Here is a 26647-nt window from a genome sequence, read left to right as displayed (position 1 = left end):
GGACGCCCCGCCGCTTCCGCCGATCGGTGCCGTCGAAGCGGCCTCGATGGGACGTCCCACCGGCGGATCTCCTGCGATCGGGTCGCTCGACGATGTACGCCCGGCAGACCTCGCGAGCAGGCGATCGCGACCCTCGCGACGTCTCACGTTCCTGACGGCGGCGGCCGTCGCCGCGGTGGCGATCGGCGCCGTCGGGTGGGCGGTCGGCCTGTCGGCCGCCGACGACCCGGCCGCTCCCCGCCGACGGCGTCACCGGCCGAACGCGTGTTCTCCGCCGAGGACCTGCGCTCGACGAGTGCGCAGGTCGCCACCGGCAGCGCAACCGTCTACCTCGCGCCGTCCGCGGACACCGCTGTGCTGGTGATGAACTCGGTTCCCCCGCCCGCACCCGGGACGGTTTACCAGATGTGGCTCGTCGGTCCCGCCGGGACGCGCTCGGCGGGCACCATGTCGGCCGACGACGTCGAGCCGGTGACCACCGCCGTGCTTTCCGGGATCAACGCCGTGGACGCACTGGCCTTCACCGTCGAACCGCCGGGCGGCAGCGAACATCCGACGAGCCCGCCCGTCGCGCAGCTGACGCTGGGCTGAGAGCGCCCGCGCCAGCGTCCACGCACTGTCGTCTCAGACGGCAGATCCCCCGATGGATCGAGGTGATCTATCGGGGATCTGCCGCGTGTCCGCCGCTGAAGGCTAGGAGCCTGTCGACCCGAAGGGCGCGGAACGCTCTGGCGTGGTTTTCGGCGCGGCCTTCTTCCATCTGATCGTCCAACTGGCGAGTTGCTCACCCAGCGGGCCTTCGTAGATCACCTGGTTCGGCTCCGGGCCACCGGCCACATCGAGGACGACGGTACCCCGGGTCTTCTGCCCGGCAGGCAGCTCGCCGGAGTGCAACGTGCTGTCCCCCGTCCACGAGTACTCCTACGTGGTTCCGTCGGGTGCTTTCGCGATGAAGTACAGCGGGTTCACCGGTATCCGCCCCTTGGTGGCCTGAATCGTGACATCGACTGTCATCTCTCGACTGTTCAGGCTTGCCCCGTTCAGGGTCACATAGCCGGCCCAGTCACCCTCGTAATTGACGTACACAGGGTCCGACGCGGCCTTCGCAGTGGCCATCGTCGGAGCGAAAAGAGCTAGCACACCCAGGAGGGCAACCACGGCAACGCGTTTCACAAATACCCTTGTTTCTCTTTTTCAGCCAATGGACCAAAGAAATGCCCGGCACTTCGCACCAAATAGGAAGCGCTCTTCCTCAACTGCGCTGAACCTGGAGCACTCTCGCGCCTAGACTCGCCGGAGACCGATGACTATCGGCTGGAGGTACGACATTCCTCCACCCGAATCGCGTCTCGCCGACTGCTTCACTTCAGGAGCGCGCGGATCGCCTCGATGCTGTCTGCCTGGGCGGGCGTCTTGTCCGGCCGGTACCGCACGACACGGGCGAATCGCAGTGCCACGCCGCCCGGGTAGCGCGAACTACGCTGGGCGCCATCGAGTTCGATCTCGACGACGATCTCCGGCCGTAGGTACACGGTGTGGGAGTCACGGCGGGTCTCGTGCTTCGGGAACTCCGCTGTCTGCCACTGCAGGAGTTCGTCGGTGAGGCCCTTGAACGTCTTGCCGACCATGATGGCCTCACCGGTGTCCGGATCACGCGCGCCCAGATGCAGATTCGACAACCAGCCGGTGCGGCGACCCGACCCCCACTCGGCGGCCAGCACCACCAGGTCGAAGGTGTGCGTGGGTTTGACCTTCTGCCAGGCCTTTCCGCGACGACCCGCGACATAGCGGCCGTCGAGGGACTTGACCATCACGCCCTCGTGACCGTCGGCGAGTGCGGCGTCGAAGTGGCGCCGGGCCTCCTCCGGGGTGGGTCTGGTGACCGCGGGGATCCGCAGATGCGGTGCGATGGAATCGATCGCGGCGAGGCGATCGCTCAGCGGACGGTCGATGAGGTCGTCGCCGTCGAGGTGCAGGCAGTCGAAGAAAAACGGCTTCAGCAGTCGTTCGGCGTCGTCGGCGGCGGTGGGCCCGGACCCGAACCGGCTCATCGTGTCCTGGAAGGAACGCGGGCGACCGTCGTCGGCGAGCATCAGCGTCTCGCCGTCGAGGATGACCGAGTCGCACGGCAGCCTTGCGACGACCTCGACCAGATCGGGCACGTTGGCGGTGACCTCGCGCAGGGTGCGGGTGTACACCGCGATCTCGTCGCCGTTGCGATGCACCTGGATGCGGGCGCCGTCGAGCTTGTAGTCGACGACGAGGTCCGCGCCGAGCAGTCCCAGCGCCGCGTCGAGATCGTCGGCCGGGGTCGCGAGCATCGGCGCGACCGCGCGCCCCACCTCGAGTCCCACCCCGGAGAGCGCATCGGCTCCGGCGCGGGCCAGCGCCGCGGTCTCCGGCAGCGACCCGGTGAGCATGTGGGCCCGGCGGACGGCGGTGAGCGCCTGCCCGTTCGCCTTCGCGATGGCGTCGGTCATCACTCCCGCGAGCGCACCCTGCCGCAGTTCCCCGGTGAGGAGTGCGACGAGGAACCTCTGCTCCGGTTCGGTCGCGGCGCCGAACATCGACGCGAGGATGTCGGCGCGTCGCCGCGTGGAACCCGGTCCGTTCGCCGACGCGAGCGCCGAGAACGCGGTATCCACCTGCGCCACCTCGAGGGAAGGCTCGGACGCCGGGACGGGCGCCGCCTTCGACAGCGAGCGCCATCCGACGCCGAGCCGACCCTGGGGGATCTCACCCGAGAGCCAGGCGACGACGATCGGGAGTTCGGCGTCGCCGGCACCGCCGAGCAGCCCGGCCAGCACCTCGGTCTTGCGCGTGCGGGACCGATCGCGCGCGACGTCGGCCGACGTCTGCACCACTTCGATCAGCCTCACGCGTCCGACGGTACGCCGGGCGCCCGACGGTCCGGCTCCGAACGGAGCCGATCAGATCTGCGTGAGGTCCACCGTCTTGGTCTCGCGCACGCTCAGCAATGCGGTGAACGTCGTGCACGCCGCGACCGCCAGGTAGACGCCCACCCAGCCGACGCCGAAGTCGGCCACGATCCACGTCGCGATGAAGGGGGCGACCGCCGCGCCGATGATCGACGAGACGTTGTAGGAGATGCCGGAACCGGTGTAGCGGACGTTGGTCGGGAACAGCTCCGGCAGGATCGCGCTCATCGGGCCGAACGTGAGGCCCATCAGGGTCATGCCGAGGATCAGGAACAGCAGCATGACGCCGTTGTTCATCGTCGACGGGTCGAGGATCCACTTGAAGCAGAGGCCGAAGACGATGATCAGCGCGGTCACCACGAGGAGGAAGGCGCGCCGCCCGAATCGATCGGCCATCCGTCCCGAGACCATGACGAACACGGCGAAGAACAACACCGCCAGGATCTGCAGCTCCAGGAAGTCGGAGTAGCTGAACGAGAGCTTCTCGCCGGACGCGTCGCTCACCTTGCCGGTGCCGTAGGAGACGATCCACGTGGTGACGATGTAGAACAGCGTGTACGTGGCGACCATGATGAATGTTCCGGCGATCAGCTGGCGCCAGCTGCTGCGGACGACCTCGGCCAGCGGCGCCTTGACCTTCTTGCCCTCCTGCACCGCCTTCGCGAAGACCGGGGTCTCGGTGAGCTTGAGGCGCACGTAGAGGCCGACGATGACGATGATCGCGCTGGCCAGGAACGGGATTCGCCAGCCCCAGGTGAGGAACGCGTGGTCGGCGGGCGAGGTCTTGGCGTCGAAGTCGAGGGTGTAGATCAGCAGCAGGAACAAGCCGTTGGCGAAGAAGAAGCCGATCGGCGCACCGAGTTGGGGCCACATCGCCGCCCACGCCCGCTTGCCCTTCTCGGCGGTCTCGGTCGCGAGAAGCGCTGCGCCGGACCATTCTCCGCCGAGTCCGAGACCCTGGCAGAAGCGCATCAACGCCAGCAACGCCGGCGCCAGATATCCGACCTGGTCGAAGGTCGGCAGCAGGCCGATAATGAAGGTGGCTATACCCATCGTGAGCAGTGAGCCGACGAGCGTTGCCTTGCGCCCGATCCGATCACCGAAGTGGCCGAACAGAACCGAGCCGATCGGTCGCGCGACGAAGGCGAGACCGAAGGTCGCGAACGACGACAACAGCGCGGCGGTGTCGTCGCCGGACGGGAAGAACAGTTTCGGGAAGACGAGGACCGCGGCGGTGGCGTAGATGTAGAAATCGAAGAACTCGATACTCGTACCGACCATCGAGGCGATGACGATTCGGCTACGGGGCACCGGCGGTTGATCGGGATGGTCGATGTTGCGAACCGCGGATTGGATCATTCGTCGCAGATTACGCCTGACTGCTGCGTCACGTGGTCCGGAGTCCCTGGAAACCCAGCGTGGGGGTGCAGCAGATTCGGAGCCCCGCCTTTTGGGTATGCGATCTCATCCCGATCCCCGCCCCGAGGAGGCCCGAAATGGATACCGCGATCTGGATCGTCGTCGGCGTGGTCGTCGTGCTGATCCTGCTTGCCGTCGCGCTGATGCTGATGCGCCGCCAACAGGAAGCCAGACGATCGAAGGCCCATCAGATTCGCGAGACCGCGACCGAAAAGGCCTCTGAGCTGCGCAAGCGCGAGGCGGTCGCGGCCGAAGCGGACGCGCGAGCCCGTCAGGTGCAGGCCGAGGCCGACGCCAAGGCCGCCGAGGCCCGTCGTCTGGGCGAAGATGCCCGCTCACATCAGGGAGTGGCCTCCGAGACCCGGGAGGAAGTGGAGCGCAAGCTCGCCGAGGCCGACCGCCTCGACCCCGACGTGCGGCCCCGCGGCAAGACTCGGGACGGCGAGAGCGCATTGCGCGACAACGCATTGCGCGACAACACTCCCCATGGCCGGCACGAGCCGCCGGCCGGGATCTGAGAAGCCCGGAGCACGAAGAAACCCGGCGCGGGCGCCCGATGGCGGCCCGCGCCGGGTCGTCTCATGCCCGGGATCTCGTATGTGGCGTCAGTGGCCGCGCTTGATCCACTCTTCGAGGTGCGGCGCCTCGGCGGCGATCGTCGTGCCGTCGCCGTGGCCGGTGTAGACCTTCGTCTCGGGGTCGAGGGTGAAGATCTTCTCCTTGATCGAGGAGATGATGGTCGGGAAGCTCGAGAAGGAGCGACCGGTGGCACCCGGCCCGCCCTGGAACAGGGTGTCGCCGGAGAACAGCACACCCGCCTCGGGCAAGTGGATCACCGACGAGCCCGGTGAGTGGCCGGGGGTGTTGATGACCGTCAGCTCGGTGCCGGCGACGGAGATCTTCTGACCGTCCTCGAGATCCTCGTGCGCGACCCCCGGATGCGTGTCGTTCCAGAGCATGTCGTCGCCCGGATGCAGATAGACCGGCGCACCCGTCTCCTTCGACAGTTCCGGCGCCACGGTCACGTGGTCGTTGTGGCCGTGGGTCAGCACGATCGCCTTGACGGTGCGGTCGCCGACGCCCTCGAGGATCGGCGCCGCCGAATGCGCGGCATCGATGATGATGACCTCGTCGTCGTCACCGACGATCCAGACGTTGTTGTCGACGTCCCACGTCCCGCCGTCGAGGCTGAACGTGCCGGAGGTGACGACCTTCTCGACGCGCAGGTCCCCCGACATCAGAGCACCACCACCGAGCGCAGCACCTTGCCGGCCTCCATGGCCGAGAACGCGGCCTCGACGTCCTCGATGCCAATGCGTTCGGTGACGAACTTGTCCAGCGGCAGGCGGCCCTGCTCGTAGAGGTCGATGAGCATCGGGAAGTCGCGCTCGGGCAGGCAGTCGCCGTACCAGGACGACTTGAGCGCGCCGCCGCGGGAGAAGAAGTCCACAAGCGGCATCTCGAGCTTCATCTCCGGCGTCGGAACGCCGACGAGGACGACGACGCCGGCGAGGTCGCGGGCGTAGAAGGCCTGCTTGTAGGTCTCCGGCCGGCCGACCGCGTCGATGACGACGTCGGCGCCGTTGCCGTCGGTGAGGTCCTGGACCGCCGTGACCACGTCCTCGACCTCGGTGGCGTTGATGGTGTGGGTGGCCCCGAGTTCCTTGGCCCACTGCAGCTTTCCGGGGTCACGGTCGATGGCGATGATCGTGGTCGCCCCGGCGAGGCGGGCACCCGCGATCGCGGCGTCGCCCACGCCGCCACAGCCGATGACGGCGACCGAGTCACCGCGTCCGACGTTGCCGGTGTTGACCGCGGCGCCGAGGCCGGCCATCACACCGCAGCCGAGCAGGCCGGCGACGGCCGGATCGGTGTCGGGATTGACCTTGGTGCACTGCAATTCGTGGATGAGGGTCTTCTCGGCGAAGGCCCCGATGCCCAGGGCCGGGGTCAGCTCGGTGCCGTCGGCGAGGGTCATCGGCTTGCTGGCGTTGAAGGTGTCGAAGCAGTACCACGGACGACCCCGCTTGCAGGCGCGACACTCGCCGCAGACCGCGCGCCAGTTGAGGATGACGAAGTCGCCGACCTCGACGTGCGAGACGTCCGAACCGACCGACTCGACGACACCCGCCGCCTCGTGTCCCAGGAGGAAGGGGTACTCGTCGTTGATGCCGCCCTCGCGGTAGGCGAGGTCGGTGTGGCAGACGCCGCAGGCCTTGATCGAGACGACCACGTCCCGGGGTCCGGGATCGGGGATCACGATGTCCACGACCTCCGTCGGCGCCTTCTTGCTGCGCGAGATCACTCCCTTGACCGTCTGAGACATGAGTTGTTCCTTCCGCAATTGCTTTGTGGCGACACCGTGTTCGCGCCTTGTCGATCCGTGTCCGTCCGCCGGTCGTCGTGCGGGGTCGGTCGTGGCGGACACATCGTCACAACCTTATCCGCGGTCCCACAGGTGGTCCACTCGTAGTCAACGTCGTTCACTACAAGTGGTTCGGGCCGCGGGGCGACGGACGTGCACAACCGTAGGCACGGGGTCGTCTCGCGCGAGCGGGTTTCGCGGCATCGGGAAGCGGGCACCCCGTCGGAGATCGACCACAGACGTGGACCGTCGTCGAATCGAAGGAGGCGACCATGGCGGAGAAGAAGCGCGACCCCGGCCCGTCGGTCAAGGACGACGAGCTGTACGAGAAGCTGCGCGACGAGGGCAACTCGAAGGAGAAGTCCGCACGCATCGCCAACGCGGCGGCCAACAGCTCACGGTCGGAGGTGGGCCACAGCGGCGGCACCTCGGGCTCCTACGAGGACTGGACCGTCGACGAGTTGAAGAAGCGGGCCAAGGAGCTCGACATCAGCGGCTACTCGGATCTGAAGAAGGACGAGTTGATCGAGAAGCTGCGTAACCACTGAGCCGGAACGCACTCATCCGGATCCACACGAAGACCGAAGCCGCCGTCCCTTGTGGGGTCGGCGGCTTCGGTACGTGTGGACGATGCCGGTCAATGCGCCTCTCGGCGAGTGGCCGCTCGAAGCGGCGAAGGGGTGAGGCCCGGGGCTTGAATCCGCCACCGTCGGGTCTGTCAACGGCACCCGCGCCGGATCTATTCCGATGCCGCCGACGTGATCTCCGACACGGCGATCGTAGAAGGAACACGCGCCATGACCCGTTGTTCGCTACGAATCGCCGGAGGGTCAGGGCAGTAGGCCCGATCGGCGGGCGGTCACGACGGCCTCGAGCCTCGACGACGCGCCCAGCTTGCGCATCGCGTCCTTCATGTAGCCCTTGACCGTGTGGACGGTGATGCCCAGCGTCTCGGCGATGCGCGCGTTGGGATACCCGAGTGCGGCCAGCGACAGCACGTCCTGCTCCCGTCCGGTGAGTTCGACCGTGGGCTCCTCTGCGGGTTCCTCTCCCGCGATCAGCACCCGGGTGATGGCCTCGAGTTCTTCGGCGATGCGCGCGTCGTCGACCGTGCCGGCCAGGTCGCGCAGCCGGGCGAACGCCGCGGTCATGCGGTCGCGCATCTCGTTCTCGCCCTCAGCGGCGTGTTCCATCCGCGCCCGGGCGGCCACGATCTCCTGCTCGACCGCTCGCGCCTCACTCGCGAGGGCGTCGAGCATGCGTCCGCCGATCGGCGTCGGCGTGTGCATCGCCCCGTAGATCACCGCGACCGGCGAGCGGTCGACGATGACCGGTGCGGCCATGACCGCCCGCAGTCCCTCGCGCTCGATGAGCGTGTTGTAGCGGTGGGTGATCTGCGGGGTGCGCAGGTAGTCGTCGACGGCGAGGAGCCTGTTCAGGGCGACGACCTTGCCGCCCAGACCGTGTCCGACGTCGACCGACAGTCCGCTCAGCGCGCCCACGTGCTGACCGACGAAGTGCTGCAGCCGCAGGGTCGTCGGACCGGTGACCACCCCCGCGAACGCCAACGGCACCCCGCTCGAGGTACGCACGCGACGGATGGCGTCGGCGACGATGCCGTTCACCTTCTCGGGCATCTCACCTCGCTCTCCCCCTCTTCGGAGGGTGGTAGGGCCTCACAGGGCTGGTCACACTGTGATCCAGCTTACCCAGTTCACAGCGAGGTTCACGATGACACAGGCCACCCTGTCCCCGACCGACATGATCGACCGTTGGTTGGGAATCTACGGCGCCGCCGACGCCGATGCCGCTGCGCTCCTCGTCGATCGTCACGATCCCGACGCGGTCGCGTTCACCGTGATCGAGGTCGAGGACTCGGCCGACGCAGATGCGGCGCCGAAGCCGATCACCACCGACATCACCTACGGCGAGCTGGCCGAGCGCTCCAAGCGCTTCGCGGCCGCCCTCGCCGAGCTGGGCGTGGGCCGCGGCGACACCGTCGGCGTCCTGATGGGCAAGCGCGAGGAGCTCGTCGTCTCGCTGCTGGCCATCGCCCGCCTCGGCGCGGTCTACATCCCGCTGTTCACCGCGTTCGCCACCCCCGCCATCGAGACGCGCCTGCGGTCGGGCAACGCGAAGGTCGTCATCACCGAGCCGAGCCAGGCGGCCAAGCTCGACGGGGTCGACGGCATCGAGAAGATCGTCGCCGGCTCCGCCGCCGGGAGCGAGGCGAGCGGGCCGGATTCGGCACTGCGGTTCGAGGACCTGATCAGCTCGCACGAGCCGGTCTCCGAGTCGGTCGCCGTCGGCGGCGACGGCGCGCTGATCCTGCTGTTCACCAGCGGGACCACCGGCGCCCCCAAGGGCGTGCCGGTGCCGCTGAAGGCGCTCGCCTCGTTCGAGGCCTACATGCACTACGGCCTCGACGTGCGCGAGGACGACGTGTTCTGGAACGCCGCCGACCCGGGCTGGGCCTACGGCCTCTACTACGGCGTCCTCGGACCGCTGGTCACCGGTCGACGGAACCTGCTGCTGCACGCGGGCTTCTCCCCCGAGCTGACCGCGCAGATCCTCGGCGACCTCGGCGTCACCAACTTCGCCGCCGCACCCACCGTCTACCGCTCGCTCAGCAAGGACCCGCGGATCTCCGGCTTCACCCTGCGCCGCGCGTCGTCGGCCGGCGAGCCGCTGACCCCCGACGTGATCGGCTGGGCCAAGGAGGCCCTCGGCACCGAGGTCCGCGACCACTACGGGCAGACCGAGCACGGCATGTTCATCAACAACCACTGGCACGACGACGTCCGCGAGGAGCTCGTCCCCGGTTCGATGGGCAAGCCGATGCCGGGCTTCGCCACCGGCATCGTCGACGGCCAGATCGCCATCGAGGTCGCGGCGAGCCCTCTGATGTGGTTCTCCGGCTATCTCGACGCCCCGGACAAGACCGCCGCGCGGTTCACCGAGGACGGACGCTGGTACCTGACCGGCGACACCGGTCGCGCCGACGAGTCCGGCCGCTACTACTTCAACGCACGCGACGACGACGTGATCATCATGGCCGGCTACCGGATCGGCCCGTTCGACGTGGAGAGCGTGCTCATCACCCATCCGTCGGTCGTCGACGTGGCGGTGGTCGGTCGTCCCGACGAGCTGCGCGGCGAGGTCATCGAGGCGTTCGTCGTCCTCGCCGACGGCGTCGAGGGCACCGAAGAGCTCGAGAAGGAACTGCAGCAGCTGGTCAAGACCGAGTTCGCCGCCCACGCCTACCCGCGCACGGTGCACTTCGTCGACGCCCTGCCGAAGACCCCCAGCGGCAAGATCCAGCGATTCGTGCTGCGCAAGGGATGAGAACCTGCCGTGCCCCGGCGATCCCGGGGCACGGCACCTTGACACGCGGCTCGCCGAGAGCCCCCACCCGCGGGCCGCGTCACTCGTCGAACACCCCGGCCGGGTAGTCGCAAACCGGCCCTTCCGGGTGTCTCGACCGAGGTTCGCAATGACGCGAACGACTCGGCCGGCGGACCGTGCCCCCCCTGAGGTCCGCCGGCCGAGTGCTCTATCGTCTCGTCGAATCCACCAGCGCCAGCACCGAATCCGGCGGCGTCTCGCCGGAGTGCGTGACCGGCGGGTCGTACACGGTCCGCATCGGCACCACGCCCGTCCACTCCGTCGACGGCGAACTCGGGCCGCCCTGGCGCCCCTTCACGATCCACTGCCCGTCGACGATCGGGAGTCGTAGCGCCATCGTCGCCGCGAGCTCCTTGGACGTCATGTCCCGCACCTCGGCGACGCGGCCCGGGATCAGCTTGTCCGACAACACCTCGAGGACCGCCTTCGCGTCGTCGGCGGGTTCGAGCGCCCCCCGCACGACCGCCGACCGGTAGTTGGCGGAGTGATCGAACAGGCTGTCCGCCACCACGAGTCCGTCCATCGCGAACACGGTGAAGGTGACCGGTGCCCCGGCGGCCACATGCCGCAATGCCCCGGCACCGGTGGAGCCGTGCAGCAGGATGGCGTCGCCGTCGCGCGCGAAGAGCATCGGGACCGACCAGGGAAGCCCGTCGACGACCGTGCTGAGCGTGCCGACCTTCACCTCGTCGAGCAGGGCGTCGAGCATGGCGCGGTCACCCGCGCGGTCGGGTTTCCGGGTGAGGGCGTTCAGCACTGAGGTCATGGAGTGCATTGTCGACGCGAAAAGCTCGCCCCGCAAACGGATTTCACCAACCGTCAGGCCCATTTCCGGACGCAAATGGTTCACGGGGAGAACAGAGGAGAACGAGGACCGAAGATGTCCCCGTTGGCTCGTAGCGTGGCATTCACCAGCCAGAACACCACCTCAGGGAGCACACCATGGCCACCTACACCACCCCCGAACTCGGCGTCGACGTCAGCGGCGAGAAGCGCGAACTGCTGACGCTCCTGCAGGACCAGCGGAACATGCTGAGGGTCGCCGCCCGGAACCTGACCGACGACCAGGCGCGCAAGCAGACCACGGTCAGCGCCCTGACCATCGGAGCCCTCGTCAAGCACCTCGCCCGCGGCGAGGAGAACGCCGCACGCGTCATCGTCGAACGGGACGAGAACGCCGAGTTCGACATGAGCCGCCTGGCGGGCGAATACGAACTCGGCACCGACGAGACGCTCGACGGATGGCTGGAGGCCTACGAACGCAACGCGGCCGGCTTCGACCGGGTGATCGCCGAGGCCGCCGACCTCGACGACCTCATCCCGCAACCGACGGCGCCGTGGCAGCCGGAGCACGAGTGGGCGAGCATCCGGACGATGATCCTGAACCTCCTCCGCGAGACCGCCCACCACTGCGGACACGCCGACATCATCCGCGAGGCGCTCGACGGCCAGACCACGATGGGCGCCATCTCCGAAGGGCAGGCCTGGGCCGAGGGCGAGTGGTGGGAACAGAGCTGATCCGCTCCCGTCGGCCGGTCACCCATCCGGTTCGGACACGGCGGCGAATGCGCTTGTGAGGCTGGGCGTACCCGCACAGCCGAACCTCTCCAAGAGACAAGGATCAACGATGATCAAGCGTGTTCCCCGTGTGGCCGGAGCGGTGACCGGTCTGGTCCTCGCCGTCGGCGTGATCGCCGGATGCTCGAGCGACGACACCGACTCGTCCACCACGACCACCAGCGCGGCAAGCGGGATGACCTCGATGAGCGAGACCGCCGCCGATCCGGCCGCGAACCTCGTCGGTCCCGGCTGCGCCGCCTACGCCGAGGCCAACCCCACCGGACCGGCCTCGATCGCCGGCATGGCCACCGTGCCGGTCGCCACCGCCGCGTCGAACAACCCCGAGCTCACCACCCTGACCGCGGCGCTCTCCGGCAAGCTGAACCCGGACGTGAACCTCGTCGAGACGCTGAACACCGGCGAGTACACCGTCTTCGCGCCGACCGACGACGCCTTCGCGAAGCTGCCGCCGGAGACCGTCGAGCAGCTGAAGACCGACACGGACCTGCTCACCAAGATCCTCACCTACCACGTGGTCGACGGCCAGGCGACCCCCGACAAGGCGCTCGGCGAGCACACCACCCTCGAGGGCCAGAAGCTCACCGTCAGCGGCGAGGGCGACAACCTGAAGGTCAACGACGCCGGCATCGTCTGCGGTGGGGTCACCACCTCCAACGCTCAGGTGTACCTGATCGACGCCGTGCTCATGCCGCCGGCGGAGTGACGCCGACCCCGACTATCCCCGAACAGGTTTGACCCGCCCACCGGGCGGGTACCAACCGATCGCATCCGGTCAGGCCCCGAACGCGGAAGAGCACATTCTCCGAAGTCGGGATGACGCACCGATGCACCCACGCCGACGGACCTGATCGGCGAGACCTGCCGGCTCTCCGGCCCCGCGACGTCGCGGAACCCGGGAGCCGGCTTTCTCGCGTCATCGCACGTTCCCCACCCGCACGCCGACGGCCGCGACCTCGTGCCCGCGACCTTTCGAAGTGATTCCGTTCACACCGGGCAACGTTTGTTGCATGATGACCACCGAGCCACCCCACCGAGGCGAGGAGGTCCGCGTGACCGAGATCGACGCCATCGACGACACCCGGTCCGGCGAGAAGCCCGAGACCCCACTGCGGGACGTCATCATCATCGGCGCCGGACTCTCCGGCATCGACTGCGCATACCGCCTTCGCGAAGAGAACCCCGACGTCGACTACCTGATCCTCGAACGCCGGGAGCGGATCGGCGGCACCTGGGACCTCTTCCGCTACCCCGGTGTGCGGTCCGACAGCGACATCTACTCGCTCAGTTACCCGTTCGAGCCGTGGCCGAAGGTCGCGGCGCTCGCCGAGGGCGCCGACATCCGGGACTACATCGAGCACACCGCCGACAAGTACGGCATCACCGACCACATCCGGTTCTCCCGGCATGTCCTGGGCGCCGACTGGGATTCGACGACCGACACCTGGACGTTCGACGTCGAGGTCGGCGAGGGCGAGGGCAAGCGCCGCGAGACCCACCGCAGCCGGTTCGTCGTCTTTGCCACCGGCTACTACGACTACGACAACCCGTACACGCCGCGGTTCGCCGGCGCCGAGGATTTCAGCGGCACGATCGTGCATCCCCAGCACTGGCCGGAGGACCTCGACTACCGCGGCAAGCGGATCATCGTCATCGGCAGCGGGGCGACCGCGGTCAGCCTCGTCCCGAACCTGGCCGAGCAGGCCGCGCACGTGACGATGCTGCAGCGCTCGCCGTCCTACATCTTCTCCTCGAAGCAGAAGCAGTACCTCGCGCCGTTCCTCAAGAAGGTCCTGCCGCCCAAGGCCGCCCACCAGGCGATCCGATTCCGCTACTCGACGCAGACCGCGGCGATCGTGCACCTGACCCACAAGTTCCCGAAGCTCGGGCGCAAACTGCTGCGTCTCAACGTCGCCGCCAACCTGCCCGACGACTATCCGATCGACGTGCACTTCAACCCGACCTACAACCCGTGGGACCAGCGGATGTGCCTGGTGCCCGATGCGGATCTGTTCAACGGGATCACCGAGGGCTCGATCGAGATGGTCACCGACCACATCGACCGCTTCGACGAGACCGGCATCCGACTGGCCTCGGGCCGGCATCTCGACGCCGACATCATCGTCACCGCGACCGGCCTGCAACTGCTCGGCTTCGGCGGCACGCGACTCCGCGTCGACGGCGACGAGGTCAAGCCCCACGACCGGTTCGTGTTCAAGAGCCACCTGCTCGAGGACGTCCCCAACCTCGCCTGGTCGGTGGGCTACACGAACGCGTCGTGGACGCTGCGCGCCGACATGACCGCGCGCGCGGTGGCGAACCTGGTCCGGTACATGCGGGAGAACGGCTACACACACGCCTATCCGCATCTCGGTCCGGAGCCGATGCCGGCGCAACCGCTGTGGGATCTCAAGGCCGGCTACGTGGAGCGGTCGCCGGACGCGCTCCCCAAGTCGGGCACGCGCGGCCACTGGAAGGTACGGCACAACTACTACCGCGACGCCATCGACCACCACCTCGGCAAGGTCGAGGACTCCATGGTCTTCGGTCGCGTCTGACACCCGCGGATCCGACACCCGCGGTTCTGACGCCTGCGGCTCGGTCGCGCCGCGGCACCGGTCGCCGCCACCGCGGCAAGGTCCGTGGCCCGGCCGGCCGCGGCGTACGTCCGATCGGATGATTCTCGCTGGTCAGCGCTTGCCGGGTGCCGACCACCTGCTGATACTTGGGCCGAGCGGGCCGCTCCGCTCGCCATGATCGGGCCGTGACGCCCGGCGCATCGGCAGGAGGAGTTCGTGCCATGACCCATCCGCCCGGTCCCCCGACCCCGCCCGACTTCACCGCGCCGTTCGCTGCGAACGGTCCGCAGCCCGACAACCGGCGCACTCTGACGATCGCCCTCGCCGCGGTCGTCGTCGTGCTGGCCCTCGTGCTTGCGGCGGGAATCGTCTTCGTGGTCAAGGCCCGCAAGGGTGACATCTAGATCCCGGGGCTGACCCTCACCGCCGCCAACGATCCCGGGATCGCCCCGTTCACCGACCCCGTGGTCGCCGCCGGCGCCGGAGAACTCCCGGGCAACGTCGCGCTGACCGCGAACGTCGGGGCGCCCGACATGGGCGGCCGCGCGGTCAACGGCACCGAACCCGGGCTCTACGCGACGGGCGACTCGGCCGCCTGCGACACCGCCGCACTCAGCAACCGCCTGATGGCCGATCCCGCCGCCGCAGCGGCCTGGGCCGGTGTCTTCGGGATCAGCACCGCGTCGATCCCCTACTACCTCAACACGCTGACCCCGGTGGTCCTCACCGCCGACACCTGGGTCACCAACCACACCTTCGCCTCGGGCCGCGCCAATCCGTTCCAGGCGATCCTGCAGCGGGGCACCGCCGTCTACGTCGACGCCGCCGGCGTGCCGCGCGCGGTCTGCTCGTGCAGCAATCCGCTGGCCCCGCCGGCGGCCGCCCCGATCGGCGGATACCGACTCGAAGGGCAGCCGTGGCCCAGCTACCAGACCCGCTCGGTGACCCGTGTCGCCTATGCCGATCAGCACGTCACCGACGTCGCCGGCACGACGACGCTCGTGCCCGGCGCCCCGGCCCCCGCGCCGGGCGCGCCGGTCCTGCAGGTGCTGAACTTCCTGACCGGACTCCTCGTCGAGCTGCCGGCCGGCGGATCACTCGACCTCTCCGGGCTGCCTCCGCTGACCGAGCCGCTGCCGACGCCGGCGTCGCTGAACACCCGTTCGCGGCCGAGACCGAGGACGACGCCGAACGCAACGGCCTCGCCGCGGCGCACAACCCGGCCGCCGCACCGGCCGTCGAGCAGCGGTCCGTCGAGGACGGTGGGCTGCCGGTCGGCGCGCCCGAGTCCGATGTCCCGGCCTCCGGTGCCGATGGCACCGACCCCTCGGCTCCCGCGGCCGGCGCCGAGAGCGGCGCCCCGGGTGCCGAGCCGTCGGCACCCCAGAGCCCGGCCGCCGGGTCCGTTCCCGGTGGTTCGGAGGTTCCCGGCGCGCCCTCGGCCTCGGGAGCACCGCCGGCGCCCACCCCGACCGCCTTCAGCGGAACCGGCGACCTGATCGGGAGCTTCGAGTTCCGCGACGCCGGGGCGTCCGTCGGCTGCACCGTCCCCGCGGACGGGACCGGGACGGTCACGCTCACCTGTGGCGACGGGGTCCCGCAAACCGTCGACATGTCGGCGCTGCTCCGCCCTGCGGTCCTGGCCGCGACCGATCCGGGCGGCGTCTGGACGCTCACCCTGTCGGGGCCGGCGGGTGCGCAACCCGTGGCGGTCGTGGCAGCATCGTGGATCGTCCCGCTGCCGGCGGTCACCACGACGACGCCCCCGCCCGCGGGGACCGAGGAGGCCCCGGCTCCGGAGGAGACCCCTGCGGAATCCCCCGCCACCTCCGAGACACCGCCGACGTCCGAGATGCCGTCGACGTCCGAGGCACCCGCACCCGAGTCCCCCGCGGCGCCGGAACCTCCCGCGGATTCCCCTCCTGCGGACCCCTCGAACTGAGCGGCGCACCGCCCGTGAGCTGCGGTTCTTCCCCGGCGCCCGGGAGAACCGTTTTCTGACTCGGACGTAAGCCCGACACCGGGGTACCGTTCGATCAGAGGATCATCGTTCGGGTCTGATCAACCGACCGACGATGTCGTCCCGGTCACCTAACCTGAACACGAGGCAGCTTCGCCCGTCGGCCATCGTGCGCCCCATCCCCGAGGAATCGCATCGACGCCCCGACACACCGCCGCTCCCCTGCGGCGCCCGCACACACCCCGCAGCACTGCGCGAACCCGCACCACCCGCGCAGGAGAAAGGAAGTCGCATGACGCCCGACTTCACCGTGGACTCGAACATCGACGACTCCTGGCGGCGTTTCCAGCACCATGTCGGCGACCGCCTCTCCGGGCTCGAGCCCGGCTCGACCCTGACCATCCAGCAGGATCCCGACATCCCCGAGGGTCCCCACGGCAGGCTCACGTTCACCGTCACCGGGGCCAACCGCCTGCGGTGCACGATCCGCGACTCCGACCTGCACCCGACCGAGGAGTACTTCACCGAGCATCTGCAGATGCTCGACGAACTCGGCTGGCGGCGACTGCGCAACGGCACCCACATCTACGAGGTGGGCCGGCGCCGCGTGGACGAACTCGCCCACGTCGCGGTGGCCACCCTCCGCCGGGTCTGGGAGGTCGTCCACCCGGCCTTCCTCGACCACTCGCCCTCGGCGCGGGCCGAGCCGCAGATCGAGGTCGCGGTCCAGCCACACGACATCGATCACCTGCGCGCGCTCCTCGTCAGCTCTCTGGAGGACCTGACCGGCTGCGAGATCCGAACCGACGCCGACGGCGACATCGCCCTGCCGACCAAGCCGGTGTCGTCGTGGCTGAGCCCGCGATCGGACTCGCCTCGTCTGGAGTTCTTCGCACGCCTGGCCGGCGACATCGCCGACACCCGGCATGCCGCCGACATCGTGGCCGCGCAGCCGACCATGGGGTCGGCGGTGCGCCTGCACCTGCTCAACGACGAGGTGTTCGCGACGCTCACGCTCGAGTGCGCCGTCTACCACCCGCACAACCTGAGCGCGTCTCTCGCCGAGTGGTTCAGCTTCCTCGCCGACTGCGCGCCGAAGATCATCGAGCAGATCACGCAGACCGAGCCGGTCCGGGCCGAGACCGACGAGCGGCTCCCGGACGCGCTGCAGACACTCCTCGAACTCGACCCCGACGGCCGATCGCTGAGTGCCCGGGAGGTCGCCAAGATCTGCCGGTACAGCCAGGCCGACATCCTGTCCTACATCCACACCTGCGAGGAGCAGTACCTCACGTGGCGTCGCTCCGCGGTCGACGCCGCAGCGGCGGCCGATTCCGCCGAGGCCGACGCCTGCCGTCACGAGGCCGACGCCTGGCGGGCGACGACGCACAACCTCCGCGCGGCGCTGCGCGTCGTCGTGCTCTCCGACGACGCACCCGATCGTCGGCCCTCCACCAAGTGACGGCCGGTGGGGTGGGCCCACGACGGGCGATCCCCCCGGTGACCGATCGCCCGGCGTCGTCCATCCGCTGAGGTAGTCCGCACGGACGATTCCGGTCCGGAGCCCGGACCGGGGCGCGTCGATTCCGCTATATCGGTAGGGAACCGGCCTCGTGGCGACCACGCGTCACCGATCGGAGGATCGCATGACCCTCATCACCGACCGACGAGCCCTCACGTTCGCGTTCCCGGATCTCGGTTCCGACGCCCGCCTGCACGTGACGTTCCGGCGCACGCCGCGCACGGCCGATCTCGACGACCTCCCGGCTCACCTCCGACACCACGCTGCCCCTGGCACAGGGTTCCCCCACCGGCGACGCCGACGCGGTGCTCCCGATGTGGCAGTCGGAGGCGATGTGGATCGATTTCTCCTCCCCGCACCTGCACCCGTTCCTGGTCATGATCGGCGTCGACGGCGTCAACGCCATCACCGGCACGCCGTTCACCGGCGAACCCGACTTCGACGCCGACGACTACATCGAGGTGCCGACGCAGCAGGCACTCGCCACGCACCGCCGCCCGTACGGAGATCTTCGTCAGTTCGTCCCGCCGTCCGTCCACGTCGGCCCGGACGCCGCATCCCAGGGGCACCTCCTTCAGTTCACCGTCACGCCGATGCGCGCCGAGGCGTGGGCCCGACGGCGACACCACGCCGCCGACCGCCCGGACTGCGTGCTGTGTGACATCTCGCGGGCCGAACGGATGCGAGCCGTGCCGCGGGCCACCCCCTCGCGGGTGCTCGGGCCGCTGGAGTCGCCCGACACCTGGCAACCGTCGCTCTCGCGCTCCGGCGCCGTCCTGGTCGTGAACTCGGCCACGTGGCGCGAGCTCACCGGCGGGTCCCCTCGGCACCACCCGCTGACCTCGACGGACTACGACGCCCACCGCCTCCGGTGGCATCCCACCTACAGTGAGACACCGATGCTCTCGTCGCCCATCTGACGAGGGTCGGGGCCCTCCGCGGATCTCACGTGGGTGTCAGGAAGGCGTCGTAGTATTCGGTTTCCACGCGTGTGCCGGACGGCGTTCGACCCGCCGGACACCGATCGCCGAGAAGCCCCGGAAGCCACGAAAAGCCCGGAAGCGCCGAAGACCACACACAACGAGGAGCACGGATGTCCCCCGATTTCGATGCCGTCGTCGAAGCGGCATGGCGGGACTTCACCGACACCCTGGCCGATCGCGTCCTCCAGCTCGTCCCCGGACAGACCCTCACCGTGATGGAGGCCGCCGCCGGCGGTTGGCGTCGGCGTATGACCTTCGCCGTCGCGGGTCCCGACCGGCTCCGGTGCACCATCTCCGCGGGCGACCTGACATGGACCGACAAGGACCGGTGGATGCGTCAGGCGACCCACATCGTCGACCGCGGCTGGTGCCGCCTCGAGGGCCGCAGCTCGTTCTGCTACGAGGTCGACACACGGGTCCACGGCGACCTCGCGCGGGCGGCGGTGCGCGCGCTGCGCGATGTGTGGGGCGTCATCCACCCGACCTTCGTGAGCATCGGGGATCCGTCCTATGCCCGGCACCAGTTGACGCCGACCCCCGATCTGGAGGCCACCGACCCGGAGGCCACCGGTCCCGTCGACACCGGCGCCATCGCCCGCGAGGCCCGGCGTGGCGGAGCACACGCCCTCGACCCGGAGTCACCCACCGCCGACACGATCCGATTCCAGCCCCTGCCCCGGCCCTCCGACGGACCGGTCGACAGCGGGGTCGTGCCCAGGTCCAAGAAGCACCTCGTCGAACTGGTCCGCGCGGCGATGGAGGCGGCGGGCCGGCCGGTGGTGATCAGTCCCCGCAACACGATCTCCCTGCGTACGTCGGTGACCACCCTCATGCGTCCCGCACACAACCTGAAGGCCCTGGAGATCGTCACCATCCTCAGTTCGTCGGTCCCGCCGCCGTCGGTGCTGGGGCTGCTCGTCACCGAGTTCTCGCCGCGCTGGCCGGAGATCTCGGTGGTCGTGAAAAACGGCCTCGTCTACGCGCAGCGACTCCTCGACGTCGCGGTGTTCAGTCCCGTCAATCTCGAAGCGGCGCTGCGCCACTGGGAGAGGTTCGTGCAGACCGCACGGACCGAGATGATCGAGCGGATCGAGGGCGGCCGGCATGCCGCGGTGCGGTGCCGGGGCGAGGAGCTGCCCATCGTGCTGCGCCTGCTGGTCGAATCGAAGCGCAACAACCCGAACTCCCCGCTGACGACGAACACGATCCTCGCCGCCTGCCGGCGCGATCCCCACCGCGTCTACGAGTACTTCGACATCTGCGCCGCCGAGATGCGCGAATGGATGGACAATCTCGAGGCCGCCCGGAAGAACGAGCTCGGCGAGGAGGAGATCGCGGCCTGCATCGCCGAGCACCGCGCCTACGCCGAGGTGGCACAGCTGCTGCTCAGTGCGATGGAGCTCATCTGACGCGGATTCCCCTGTCCGGCAACCGTCGTCGCGGCGATCACGAAAGCCGCCCCGCGCGCGTGTGGTTCCACTAGGGTTCGGCGCAACGGGTATCGCGACGACGCGTCTCGCCGAGGAGGTTCACGACCGATGGCCACCGTCCAGACCGTGACCGGACCGATCGACTCCGCAGACCTCGGGAAGGTCCTGGTCCACGAGCACATCTTCATCGTGGGCGAGGAGTTCCGGCAGAACTATCAGGACGACTGGGACGAGGACGAGAAGGTCGCCGAGGCCGTGACCGCCCTGACCGAGCTCGAGCAGCTGGGTATCGACACGATCCTCGATCCGACCGTGCTCGGTCTCGGCCGCTACATCCCGCGGATACAGCGGATCGCCGAGCAGGTCGAGCTGAACATCGTGGTCGCGACCGGGCTGTACACCTACAACGACATCCCGTTCCAGTTCCACTACGCCGGCCCCGGACTGCTGTTCGACGTCCCCGAACCGCTGGTCACCCTGTTCACCAAGGACCTCACCGAGGGCATCGCCGACACCGGCGTGCGCGCGGCGTTCCTCAAGTGCGCGATCGAGGAGCAGGGGCTGACGCCCGGCGTCGAGCGGGTGATGCGCGCGGTCGGGCGGACCAGCGCCGAGACAGGGGCACCGATCACCGTGCACACAAATCCGCACACGCAGTCCGGACTCGTCGCCCAGAAGATCCTCGCCGAGGAGGGCGCGGATCTCACCAAGGTGGTCATCGGGCACTCCGGCGACAGCGTCGACCTCGACTACCTGATGAAGCTGGCCGACGCCGGATCGATCCTCGGGATGGACCGCTTCGGCCTGGACCTGTTGCTGCCGTTCGAGAATCGAGTCGACACCGTCGCCGAGCTCTGCCGGCGCGGCTACGCCGACCGGATGGCGCTGGCCCACGACGCGTCGTGCTTCATCGACTGGTTCGACCACGACGCCAAGGTCGCGGCGCTGCCGAAGTGGAACTACCGCCACATCAGCGAGGACGTGCTGCCCGCCCTGCGCGAGCGCGGGGTCTCCGACGCCGACATCACGACGATGCTCGTCGACGTCCCGCGCCGCTACTTCGACTAGGACCGCGAGCGGGCTACCCCTTCAGCGAGCGCTGGTAACGGCGCATGCCGCGCAGCCAGCGGTCGTAGTCGGCGCCCTTCTGCCGGTACATGTCGAGCACCTCGGGATGCGGCAGGATGAGGAACCGCTCCTCGGCGACGGCCTCGAGCACGATCGCGGCGACCTCGTCCGTGGTGAGCACCGCGCCAGCGGTCTCCACGGCCTTCTGCATCAACTGCTGGTCGGGGTTGACCTCTTCGGCCTCCGGCCGCAGCAGTTTGGTGTCGACGCCCATCGGGCACAGGCAGCTGACGCGCACACCGTCGTCGCCGTGGGTGATGTTGAGCCACTCCGCGAAACCGACCGAGGCGTGCTTGGTCACCGAGTAGGGCACGTTGCCGATCTGGGTGAGCAGGCCGGCGGCGGAGGCGGTGCTGACGAAGTAGCCGCTCCCCCGCTCGATCCACTCGGGAACCAGGCGCCGCGCCGCGCGGACGTGGCTGCGCAGGTTGACGTCGAGCACGAGATCCCACAGCGACTCGTCGGTGTCGAGGCCGCCGCCGCGGCCGATGCCCGCGTTCGCGAAGTACATGTCGACCGGGCCGAACTCCTTCTCGGCGAGGCGGACCGTCGCGTCGATGTGCTCGTCGCTGGAGGCGTCGCCCGCGATCGCGACCGCGGACTCGCCGAGCGAGTCGGCCACCTGCTGTGCCGACGGGGCGTCGAGGTCGGTGACCACGACCTTCGCGCCCGCTTCCACCAGTGCGCGTGCGAGCGCACCACCGATTCCGCCTCCACCACCGGTGACGATGGCGACCTTGCCCGCGACGTCCATGCGCTCTCCCTCGATCGTTCGGTTCTGTACAGACCTACCAGACTCCTCCGGGCCCGCTGCCACCGGGCCGAGCGAACGGTCGGTCGGTTGATGTTCGGTTCCGCCCGGCGAGCGCTTCCGACGCGGGGCACGAGCTGCGAGCCGGCGTGCCCGAACCCGTGCTGATCAGCGCCGATCTGCCCGAATCCGGGCCGGAGATCGTATGGCGGTGTCACACTGGCCCGATGACGGGTCCGACCTCGACCTCTCCCCACACCACGTCTCTGGGTCGCGCCGCCCCGGCCTTCGAGAACGACCTGGGCAGTGTGCAGGTCGTCGACGCGGAGACGCTCCCGATCCTGCGCCGCCTCTCGGCGAAGCGGATCGTGCTGCGTCCGGGGGGCGATGCGGGAACCGCAGTGGAACGTCGACGCCAACCAACTCGCCTACGTGGTCCGCGGACAGGTGCTCGTCGCGATGCTCGGCGACGTCGACGAGTTCAGCTCGTTCATCGTGGAGCCCGGGCAGATGTACCACGTGCCGTCCGGCGCGGTCTATCACATCGAGAACGTCGGCGACGAGACGGCCGAGATCGTCCTCGCGCTGAGGAGCGAACGCCCCCATCACTTCTCATTGCGGGACAGCATGTCCGCGATGACCGACGCGGTACTGGGCAACACCTACGACCTGCCGGCGTCGGCGTTCTCCGCCTTCGCGCGGCCACCGGCCGAACAGATCGTGTCCCGGCGCAGCGGCACCACACCCACGGTGACCGATCGGCTGCCCAACGCCCATCTGTTCGACGTCGAGGGGCAGAACGCGCCGCTGTCCTACGCCTACGGCTCGGCGCACCTGGCCCGCCGGCAGTTCTGGGCGGCGCTCGACGACATCTCCATGTACTCGCTGCGAATCGCCGACGACGGCATGCGCGAACCGCACTGGCATCCGGTCACCGCGGAGATGGGATACGTGGTCAGCGGGGCGGCTCGGATGCGCGTCCTCGCCCCGGACCTGACGTGCGACGACTACGAACTGCACCCGGGCGACGTGTATTTCGTGCCGCGCGCCTACCCCCACCACATCGAGGTGCTCGGCGCCGAGGGCTTCCACTTCGTCATCTTCTTCGATCGGCCCACACCCGGCGACATTCGGCTACCGCGCGACCGCGAGCGCGTTCTCCCGCGAAGTCCTCGCCGCCACGTTCGACATCCCGGAACGGGAGCTGCCCGAGTTCCCGTTCACCCCGATCGACCCGCTGATCGTGCAGCGCCGCAACAGATGACGGTGAACCGGCGGTCCCGTGGGCGGGCCGCCGCACTCACCCCTGGACGTCGTCGACGTCGTCGATGTCGGCCGCCGACGCATCGGTGATGATGTCGAGGACCTTCGGGTACTCGGGCGCGGTCGAGGTGACCACGGACCCGTGGTCGCCGTTCGGGATCAGCACGGCCTTCGCCTCGCCGCCCTTCTTCTGCACGGCGGCGACGTAGCGGCGCGAGTTCTCCGGCGACACCATCCGATCGGCGGTGCCGTGGATGGCGATGACCGGGGTGTCGGGGTCGATGTTCTGGATCGGGTCGACCGAGGTGTACCGGTCGGGAACCTGTTTCGGCGTCCCGCCGAGGACCTTCACGATGCGGTCGTCGCCGTGGGTGGCGGCGTACACCATGTCGAGCGGCCCGGCGAGCGAGACCACGCGCGTCGGCCGGAAGGCCGGCCGCGAACCGACCTCGTCGTCCTCCAGCTTGTGCCGGGTGCCTCCCCACACGGCGAGCTGAGCGCCGGCGCTGTGCCCGACCACGAGCTCGTCGTCGGTGGTCAGCTGCGGGAAACGGCGGTCGACGGCGACGACGTGGTCCAGGGCATTGGCGACATCGCGGAACGTCGTCGGCCACCCGCCGCCGGACCCGACGCGGCGGTATTCGACGTTGTACACGGCCATCCCGCGGCCGGCGAGGTCGCGCGCCAGCGGCTCGAAGATCTGCGCACCCAGCTGGCTCTGCCAGGCGCCGCCGTGGATCAGCACCACCAGCGGGATCGAGTCCACCCGCTGCTCACCGGCCGGCAGGTACAGGTCGGCCCAGTTCTGCTCCGGGTCGGCGTCCTCGGTCGGGTACTGGATGCGCTGGACGGTCACCTCGTCGAGGACCTCGACCTTTTCCGAGGTCGTGGGGTTCGCGGCGGCCGAATCCCCGGCGCGAGGCGCGGCCGGCGCCGGGTCCTCGCCCCCACATGCGGTCAGTCCGAGAAGCGCGAGCGACACCGCGCCCACGACGCCGTAGGCCACCGACGGGCGGCGATCACGTCGAGATCTGCGAAATGTCAACGAGGAGAACAAATCCGTGCCTGCCTCTCCGGCCAACAGGCCGTTTCCGTCTGCACACCTAAGGTAAAGCGAACGCAATACCAGGGGAAACTCGATTGATCAGTATGCGCGACACGCGGACGATCGCAACAACTGCCGTCGCCGCGGTTCTCTCTCTGTTTCTCGCCGGCTGTGCGACATCGGCCCATTCGGTCGTCAGCGAGTCGACCCCGAGCATCCAGACCAGCACCTCGCCGGCCCCTCCGCCGCCGCCGACCCGCCCTGCGCGCCTTCGACATGACCTGGGATTCGTCGATGCCGGCATCCCGGCCGGGCGTGTACTGGCCGACCAAGATCAACGGCATCTGGGAGTTCCCGGTGCCCTATGTGTGGTCGCCGGCGCTCAAGCAGCGACAGAAACATGCTCCGGCGCGCCTACGAGGGCAATCGTGCCCCACTGGTCATCGCCAACCATCTGAACACGTGGAACGGCAACGCCTTCAACCCCGCGACCGCCGCGTTCATGAAGCGTGCCTGCACCAAGCCGGACGTCATCTGCGCGACGCACCAGGACGTCATCGCGTGGATGGAGCTGCAGGACCCCGCGGTCCTCAAGAAGTGGCGGTCGATGGCGCCGGTGGCGGTGGACGCCCACCGATAGGCCACCCGGCACGTCGTCGTCGCCGACCCTCACCCGGCGCGTCCCCCCGGCGCGACGGCCTCACTTCATCGTCAGCGGCACGATCGTGGTGGAATTGCCCGCGCGCACCGTGGCGGCGATCGGGTTCCAGCCGGTCCACAGGTTCACCGGGACATCGACCTTCGCCCCCGGCCGCAGGGTGATCGGGGCCCGCGTGACGGCGTTCCGGTCGGCGATGGTGTCGCTGCGCTCCACGGCGATCGAGACCTTCTGGGCGCGTCCCTGCGTCTGCAAGGTGACACCCGTCAGGGAGTTCGCGCCGACGGAGACCGCGGAACCGGGACCGATCGCCAGTTGCGAGGTGTCCACCGAGACCGAGCGCAGCGAATCCTCCGTCGCCACCTCGAAGTCGGCGGTCGTCGGGGCCGAGGAGGTCACCCGGACCGAGTGGCGCACCGGGTCGATGTCGAGAGCCGCCGTGGCCCCGGAGGGGACCTCGAGGTCGCCGACGCCGACCGCGCCGCCGGCGCTCATCGCCACGGCCCGGATGTCCGCGGTCTTCCCGGCCTCGACGCCGTCGACGACGACCCGGAATTTCTTGCCGGCCGGCACCGTGAACTGCGCCGCGTTGTCGTTGTTGAGCAGCACTCGCTGTTCGACCCCGCGGATGGGGTTGCCCGACAGGTCGGTCACCCGGACCTTCCAGTCGACGTCACCCGCGCCTCGGGCGCCGCCGTTGGTGTCGGTCACCATGACGAACGTGTCGTCGCTGCTCAGGTCGGGGTCGTGGTGGCGGGCGAGCGCCGAGGCCACCGGGATCAGGATCAACCTGTTCTTCTGCGATCCCTGGAACAGCAGTGTCGGCTCCGACGGGTTGGTGGCCGTCGAGTAGTACCAGGTGTCGGCGGCGGGATCGACGACGACCATCTTCTCCTGGCCCGGGAAGTTGTTGTCGTAGACCACGATCCCGTACTTGCCGTCACGCAGGTCGCGGATGGCGATCGGATTGATCGCATGCCCCGCGGTGCGCTCGTCGTCGGTGTACACGGCCAGGATGTAGTTGTCGTTGCGTTTCCAGGCCGCCCGGAGCTTGCTCAGCGCCTCCGAGACGCCGACCCCGTCCTCGTACTGGTCGCTGGGCGGGAAACCCTGGGTGACGAACATGCGGGCGATCAGCTCGTCCAGCGGCGCCGACGGCGGCATGCTGTAGACGGTCTGCCAGGGCATCGCCAACGGGAACTTGTCGAGGCGTTTGGTGGCGTAGAGACCTGCCAGGGCGGCCATGCCGTAGCAGTGGCCGCCGGTCATCATGTCGTTGTACACGTCTTGCACGAGCTCGGAGACCGTGGTCGGGGAACAGATGCCGAGCACGATGCGGGCGCACACCTCGTCGCCGAACACCGCACGCATACCGTCGATGGTGAGGCCCCGCCGGTGCAGCGGACCGTTGTCTCCCCAGTTCTCGAAGGAGAACCCGTCGCGCCTGACGTCGAACCCGCTGTGTGCGACGACCTTTCCGGCGGTCGGGTCGACGACGGGTGCGGCGTCGGCGGCCCCGGTCTCGGTGACGGTGAGGGTCGCGGCCGCGGCCAACGCCAGGCCTGCGGCAGAAAGACGAACCGACGGCCGCGAATGCAACTTTCCGATGCGCATTGCCGAAC

23 protein-coding genes and 3 pseudogenes are annotated in these 26647 nt (G+C 69.1%); 16 read left to right on the top strand and 10 right to left on the bottom strand.

Annotated elements, in window-relative coordinates:
* A pseudogene (locus GP2_RS09610) lies at positions 1–591 on the top strand (anti-sigma factor); the annotation flags it as partial.
* Between the two features lie 330 nt (positions 592–921).
* Here GP2_RS09610 and GP2_RS21635 read toward each other — a convergent pair.
* From GP2_RS21635 to GP2_RS09600, 3 genes are all read right to left on the bottom strand, one after another.
* Positions 922–1116: a hypothetical protein gene (locus tag GP2_RS21635; protein ID WP_131734421.1), complete on the bottom strand. Its 195-nt coding sequence runs from the start codon at positions 1114–1116 to the stop codon at positions 922–924.
* A 245-nt stretch (positions 1117–1361) separates the two neighbouring features.
* Positions 1362–2879 carry an ATP-dependent DNA ligase gene (locus tag GP2_RS09605; protein ID WP_040526700.1) on the bottom strand — a complete coding sequence of 506 codons (1518 nt, stop codon included), beginning with the start codon at positions 2877–2879 and terminating at the stop codon, positions 1362–1364.
* A 51-nt stretch (positions 2880–2930) separates the two neighbouring features.
* A complete protein-coding gene (locus tag GP2_RS09600) occupies positions 2931–4298 on the bottom strand; it encodes an MFS transporter (RefSeq protein WP_006900307.1) in 1368 nt (455 codons plus the stop codon).
* A 137-nt stretch (positions 4299–4435) separates the two neighbouring features.
* Here GP2_RS09600 and GP2_RS09595 point away from each other — a divergent pair, with 137 nt between their 5' ends.
* Positions 4436–4876: a hypothetical protein gene (locus tag GP2_RS09595; protein WP_006900306.1), complete on the top strand. Its 441-nt coding sequence runs from the start codon at positions 4436–4438 to the stop codon at positions 4874–4876.
* Between the two features lie 87 nt (positions 4877–4963).
* On the opposite strand, the gene GP2_RS09590 is transcribed toward GP2_RS09595, so the two are convergent.
* A complete protein-coding gene (locus tag GP2_RS09590) occupies positions 4964–5596 on the bottom strand; it encodes an MBL fold metallo-hydrolase (protein WP_006900305.1) in 633 nt (210 codons plus the stop codon).
* On the bottom strand, positions 5596–6684 hold the full coding sequence (locus GP2_RS09585) for an S-(hydroxymethyl)mycothiol dehydrogenase (protein WP_006900304.1): 1089 nt from the start codon (positions 6682–6684) through the stop codon (positions 5596–5598). The genes GP2_RS09590 and GP2_RS09585 overlap by 1 nt, the downstream gene beginning before the upstream one ends.
* A gap of 311 nt (positions 6685–6995) precedes the next feature.
* Here GP2_RS09585 and GP2_RS09580 point away from each other — a divergent pair, with 311 nt between their 5' ends.
* Positions 6996–7271, top strand: coding sequence for a DUF7218 family protein (locus GP2_RS09580; RefSeq protein ID WP_006900303.1), 276 nt, complete (start codon positions 6996–6998; stop codon positions 7269–7271).
* Between the two features lie 282 nt (positions 7272–7553).
* Here the strand turns inward: GP2_RS09580 and GP2_RS09575 are convergent, their stop codons facing one another.
* Positions 7554–8360 (bottom strand): helix-turn-helix transcriptional regulator, encoded by an 807-nt coding sequence (locus GP2_RS09575; RefSeq protein ID WP_006900302.1) that lies wholly within the window; start codon positions 8358–8360, stop codon positions 7554–7556.
* 94 nt (positions 8361–8454) lie between these two features.
* Here GP2_RS09575 and GP2_RS09570 point away from each other — a divergent pair, with 94 nt between their 5' ends.
* Positions 8455–10068 (top strand): AMP-binding protein, encoded by a 1614-nt coding sequence (locus GP2_RS09570; protein WP_006900301.1) that lies wholly within the window; start codon positions 8455–8457, stop codon positions 10066–10068.
* A 208-nt stretch (positions 10069–10276) separates the two neighbouring features.
* Here the strand turns inward: GP2_RS09570 and GP2_RS09565 are convergent, their stop codons facing one another.
* A complete protein-coding gene (locus GP2_RS09565; protein ID WP_040526699.1) occupies positions 10277–10894 on the bottom strand; it encodes a pyridoxamine 5'-phosphate oxidase family protein in 618 nt (205 codons plus the stop codon).
* Positions 10895–11070: 176 nt separating this feature from the next.
* Between GP2_RS09565 and GP2_RS09560 the strand changes: the two genes are divergently transcribed.
* The 10 genes from GP2_RS09560 (at position 11071) to GP2_RS09525 (ending at position 21248) form a co-directional block, all read left to right on the top strand.
* Complete coding sequence (locus tag GP2_RS09560; protein WP_006900299.1) at positions 11071–11646, top strand: mycothiol transferase; 576 nt, start codon at positions 11071–11073, stop codon at positions 11644–11646.
* 109 nt (positions 11647–11755) lie between these two features.
* Positions 11756–12412, top strand: coding sequence for a fasciclin domain-containing protein (locus GP2_RS09555; RefSeq protein WP_006900298.1), 657 nt, complete (start codon positions 11756–11758; stop codon positions 12410–12412).
* A 346-nt stretch (positions 12413–12758) separates the two neighbouring features.
* A complete protein-coding gene (locus GP2_RS09550; protein ID WP_006900297.1) occupies positions 12759–14264 on the top strand; it encodes a flavin-containing monooxygenase in 1506 nt (501 codons plus the stop codon).
* Between the two features lie 242 nt (positions 14265–14506).
* Positions 14507–14689, top strand: coding sequence for a hypothetical protein (locus GP2_RS22410; protein ID WP_006900296.1), 183 nt, complete (start codon positions 14507–14509; stop codon positions 14687–14689).
* 60 nt (positions 14690–14749) lie between these two features.
* A complete protein-coding gene (locus tag GP2_RS22405; protein WP_006900295.1) occupies positions 14750–15784 on the top strand; it encodes a DUF6777 domain-containing protein in 1035 nt (344 codons plus the stop codon).
* 113 nt (positions 15785–15897) lie between these two features.
* Entirely contained in the window at positions 15898–16227 is a 330-nt protein-coding gene (locus tag GP2_RS22400) for a hypothetical protein (RefSeq protein WP_006900294.1), read from the top strand.
* A gap of 310 nt (positions 16228–16537) precedes the next feature.
* Positions 16538–17707 carry a TY-Chap domain-containing protein gene (locus tag GP2_RS09540; protein ID WP_006900293.1) on the top strand — a complete coding sequence of 390 codons (1170 nt, stop codon included), beginning with the start codon at positions 16538–16540 and terminating at the stop codon, positions 17705–17707.
* A 374-nt stretch (positions 17708–18081) separates the two neighbouring features.
* Positions 18082–18687 (top strand): hypothetical protein, encoded by a 606-nt coding sequence (locus GP2_RS09535; RefSeq protein WP_006900292.1) that lies wholly within the window; start codon positions 18082–18084, stop codon positions 18685–18687.
* 173 nt (positions 18688–18860) lie between these two features.
* A complete protein-coding gene (locus tag GP2_RS09530) occupies positions 18861–20159 on the top strand; it encodes a TY-Chap domain-containing protein (protein WP_006900291.1) in 1299 nt (432 codons plus the stop codon).
* A gap of 129 nt (positions 20160–20288) precedes the next feature.
* Complete coding sequence (locus GP2_RS09525; protein ID WP_006900290.1) at positions 20289–21248, top strand: phosphotriesterase family protein; 960 nt, start codon at positions 20289–20291, stop codon at positions 21246–21248.
* A gap of 13 nt (positions 21249–21261) precedes the next feature.
* Here the strand turns inward: GP2_RS09525 and GP2_RS09520 are convergent, their stop codons facing one another.
* Entirely contained in the window at positions 21262–22062 is an 801-nt protein-coding gene (locus tag GP2_RS09520; protein WP_006900289.1) for an SDR family oxidoreductase, read from the bottom strand.
* Positions 22063–22286: 224 nt separating this feature from the next.
* Here GP2_RS09520 and GP2_RS09515 point away from each other — a divergent pair.
* Positions 22287–23323: pseudogene (locus GP2_RS09515) on the top strand (cupin domain-containing protein).
* Between the two features lie 36 nt (positions 23324–23359).
* On the opposite strand, the gene GP2_RS09510 reads toward GP2_RS09515, so the two are convergent.
* Positions 23360–24328 carry an alpha/beta hydrolase family protein gene (locus GP2_RS09510; protein ID WP_006900287.1) on the bottom strand — a complete coding sequence of 323 codons (969 nt, stop codon included), beginning with the start codon at positions 24326–24328 and terminating at the stop codon, positions 23360–23362.
* 294 nt (positions 24329–24622) lie between these two features.
* Here GP2_RS09510 and GP2_RS09505 point away from each other — a divergent pair.
* Positions 24623–25007, top strand: a pseudogene (locus GP2_RS09505) (polysaccharide deacetylase family protein); the annotation flags it as partial.
* A gap of 60 nt (positions 25008–25067) precedes the next feature.
* Here the strand turns inward: GP2_RS09505 and GP2_RS09500 are convergent.
* Positions 25068–26639, bottom strand: coding sequence for a hypothetical protein (locus tag GP2_RS09500; protein ID WP_006900285.1), 1572 nt, complete (start codon positions 26637–26639; stop codon positions 25068–25070).
* Positions 26640–26647 lie beyond the last annotated feature (8 nt).

The sequence above is a fragment of the Gordonia paraffinivorans NBRC 108238 genome (assembly GCF_000344155.1).
Taxonomy (GTDB): Bacteria; Actinomycetota; Actinomycetes; order Mycobacteriales; family Mycobacteriaceae; genus Gordonia; species Gordonia paraffinivorans.
The sequence above is the reverse complement of the archived record's forward strand: the minus strand, read 5'-3'. Positions and strand labels throughout refer to the sequence as shown.

Coding starts and splice junctions, on each gene's coding strand:
- GP2_RS09500 (WP_006900285.1), bottom strand. CDS start 26,639: ATGCGCATCGGAAAGTTGCATTCGCGGCCGTCGGTTCGTCTTTCTGCC.
- GP2_RS09590 (WP_006900305.1), bottom strand. CDS start 5,596: ATGTCGGGGGACCTGCGCGTCGAGAAGGTCGTCACCTCCGGCACGTTC.
- GP2_RS22410 (WP_006900296.1), top strand. CDS start 14,507: ATGACCCATCCGCCCGGTCCCCCGACCCCGCCCGACTTCACCGCGCCG.
- GP2_RS09595 (WP_006900306.1), top strand. CDS start 4,436: ATGGATACCGCGATCTGGATCGTCGTCGGCGTGGTCGTCGTGCTGATC.
- GP2_RS09555 (WP_006900298.1), top strand. CDS start 11,756: ATGATCAAGCGTGTTCCCCGTGTGGCCGGAGCGGTGACCGGTCTGGTC.
- GP2_RS09535 (WP_006900292.1), top strand. CDS start 18,082: ATGTGGCAGTCGGAGGCGATGTGGATCGATTTCTCCTCCCCGCACCTG.
- GP2_RS21635 (WP_131734421.1), bottom strand. CDS start 1,116: ATGGCCACTGCGAAGGCCGCGTCGGACCCTGTGTACGTCAATTACGAG.
- GP2_RS09525 (WP_006900290.1), top strand. CDS start 20,289: ATGGCCACCGTCCAGACCGTGACCGGACCGATCGACTCCGCAGACCTC.
- GP2_RS09520 (WP_006900289.1), bottom strand. CDS start 22,062: ATGGACGTCGCGGGCAAGGTCGCCATCGTCACCGGTGGTGGAGGCGGA.
- GP2_RS09570 (WP_006900301.1), top strand. CDS start 8,455: ATGACACAGGCCACCCTGTCCCCGACCGACATGATCGACCGTTGGTTG.
- GP2_RS09560 (WP_006900299.1), top strand. CDS start 11,071: ATGGCCACCTACACCACCCCCGAACTCGGCGTCGACGTCAGCGGCGAG.
- GP2_RS09540 (WP_006900293.1), top strand. CDS start 16,538: ATGACGCCCGACTTCACCGTGGACTCGAACATCGACGACTCCTGGCGG.
- GP2_RS09600 (WP_006900307.1), bottom strand. CDS start 4,298: ATGATCCAATCCGCGGTTCGCAACATCGACCATCCCGATCAACCGCCG.
- GP2_RS09585 (WP_006900304.1), bottom strand. CDS start 6,684: ATGTCTCAGACGGTCAAGGGAGTGATCTCGCGCAGCAAGAAGGCGCCG.
- GP2_RS09565 (WP_040526699.1), bottom strand. CDS start 10,894: ATGACCTCAGTGCTGAACGCCCTCACCCGGAAACCCGACCGCGCGGGT.
- GP2_RS09530 (WP_006900291.1), top strand. CDS start 18,861: ATGTCCCCCGATTTCGATGCCGTCGTCGAAGCGGCATGGCGGGACTTC.
- GP2_RS09580 (WP_006900303.1), top strand. CDS start 6,996: ATGGCGGAGAAGAAGCGCGACCCCGGCCCGTCGGTCAAGGACGACGAG.
- GP2_RS22400 (WP_006900294.1), top strand. CDS start 15,898: ATGTCGGCGCTGCTCCGCCCTGCGGTCCTGGCCGCGACCGATCCGGGC.
- GP2_RS09575 (WP_006900302.1), bottom strand. CDS start 8,360: ATGCCCGAGAAGGTGAACGGCATCGTCGCCGACGCCATCCGTCGCGTG.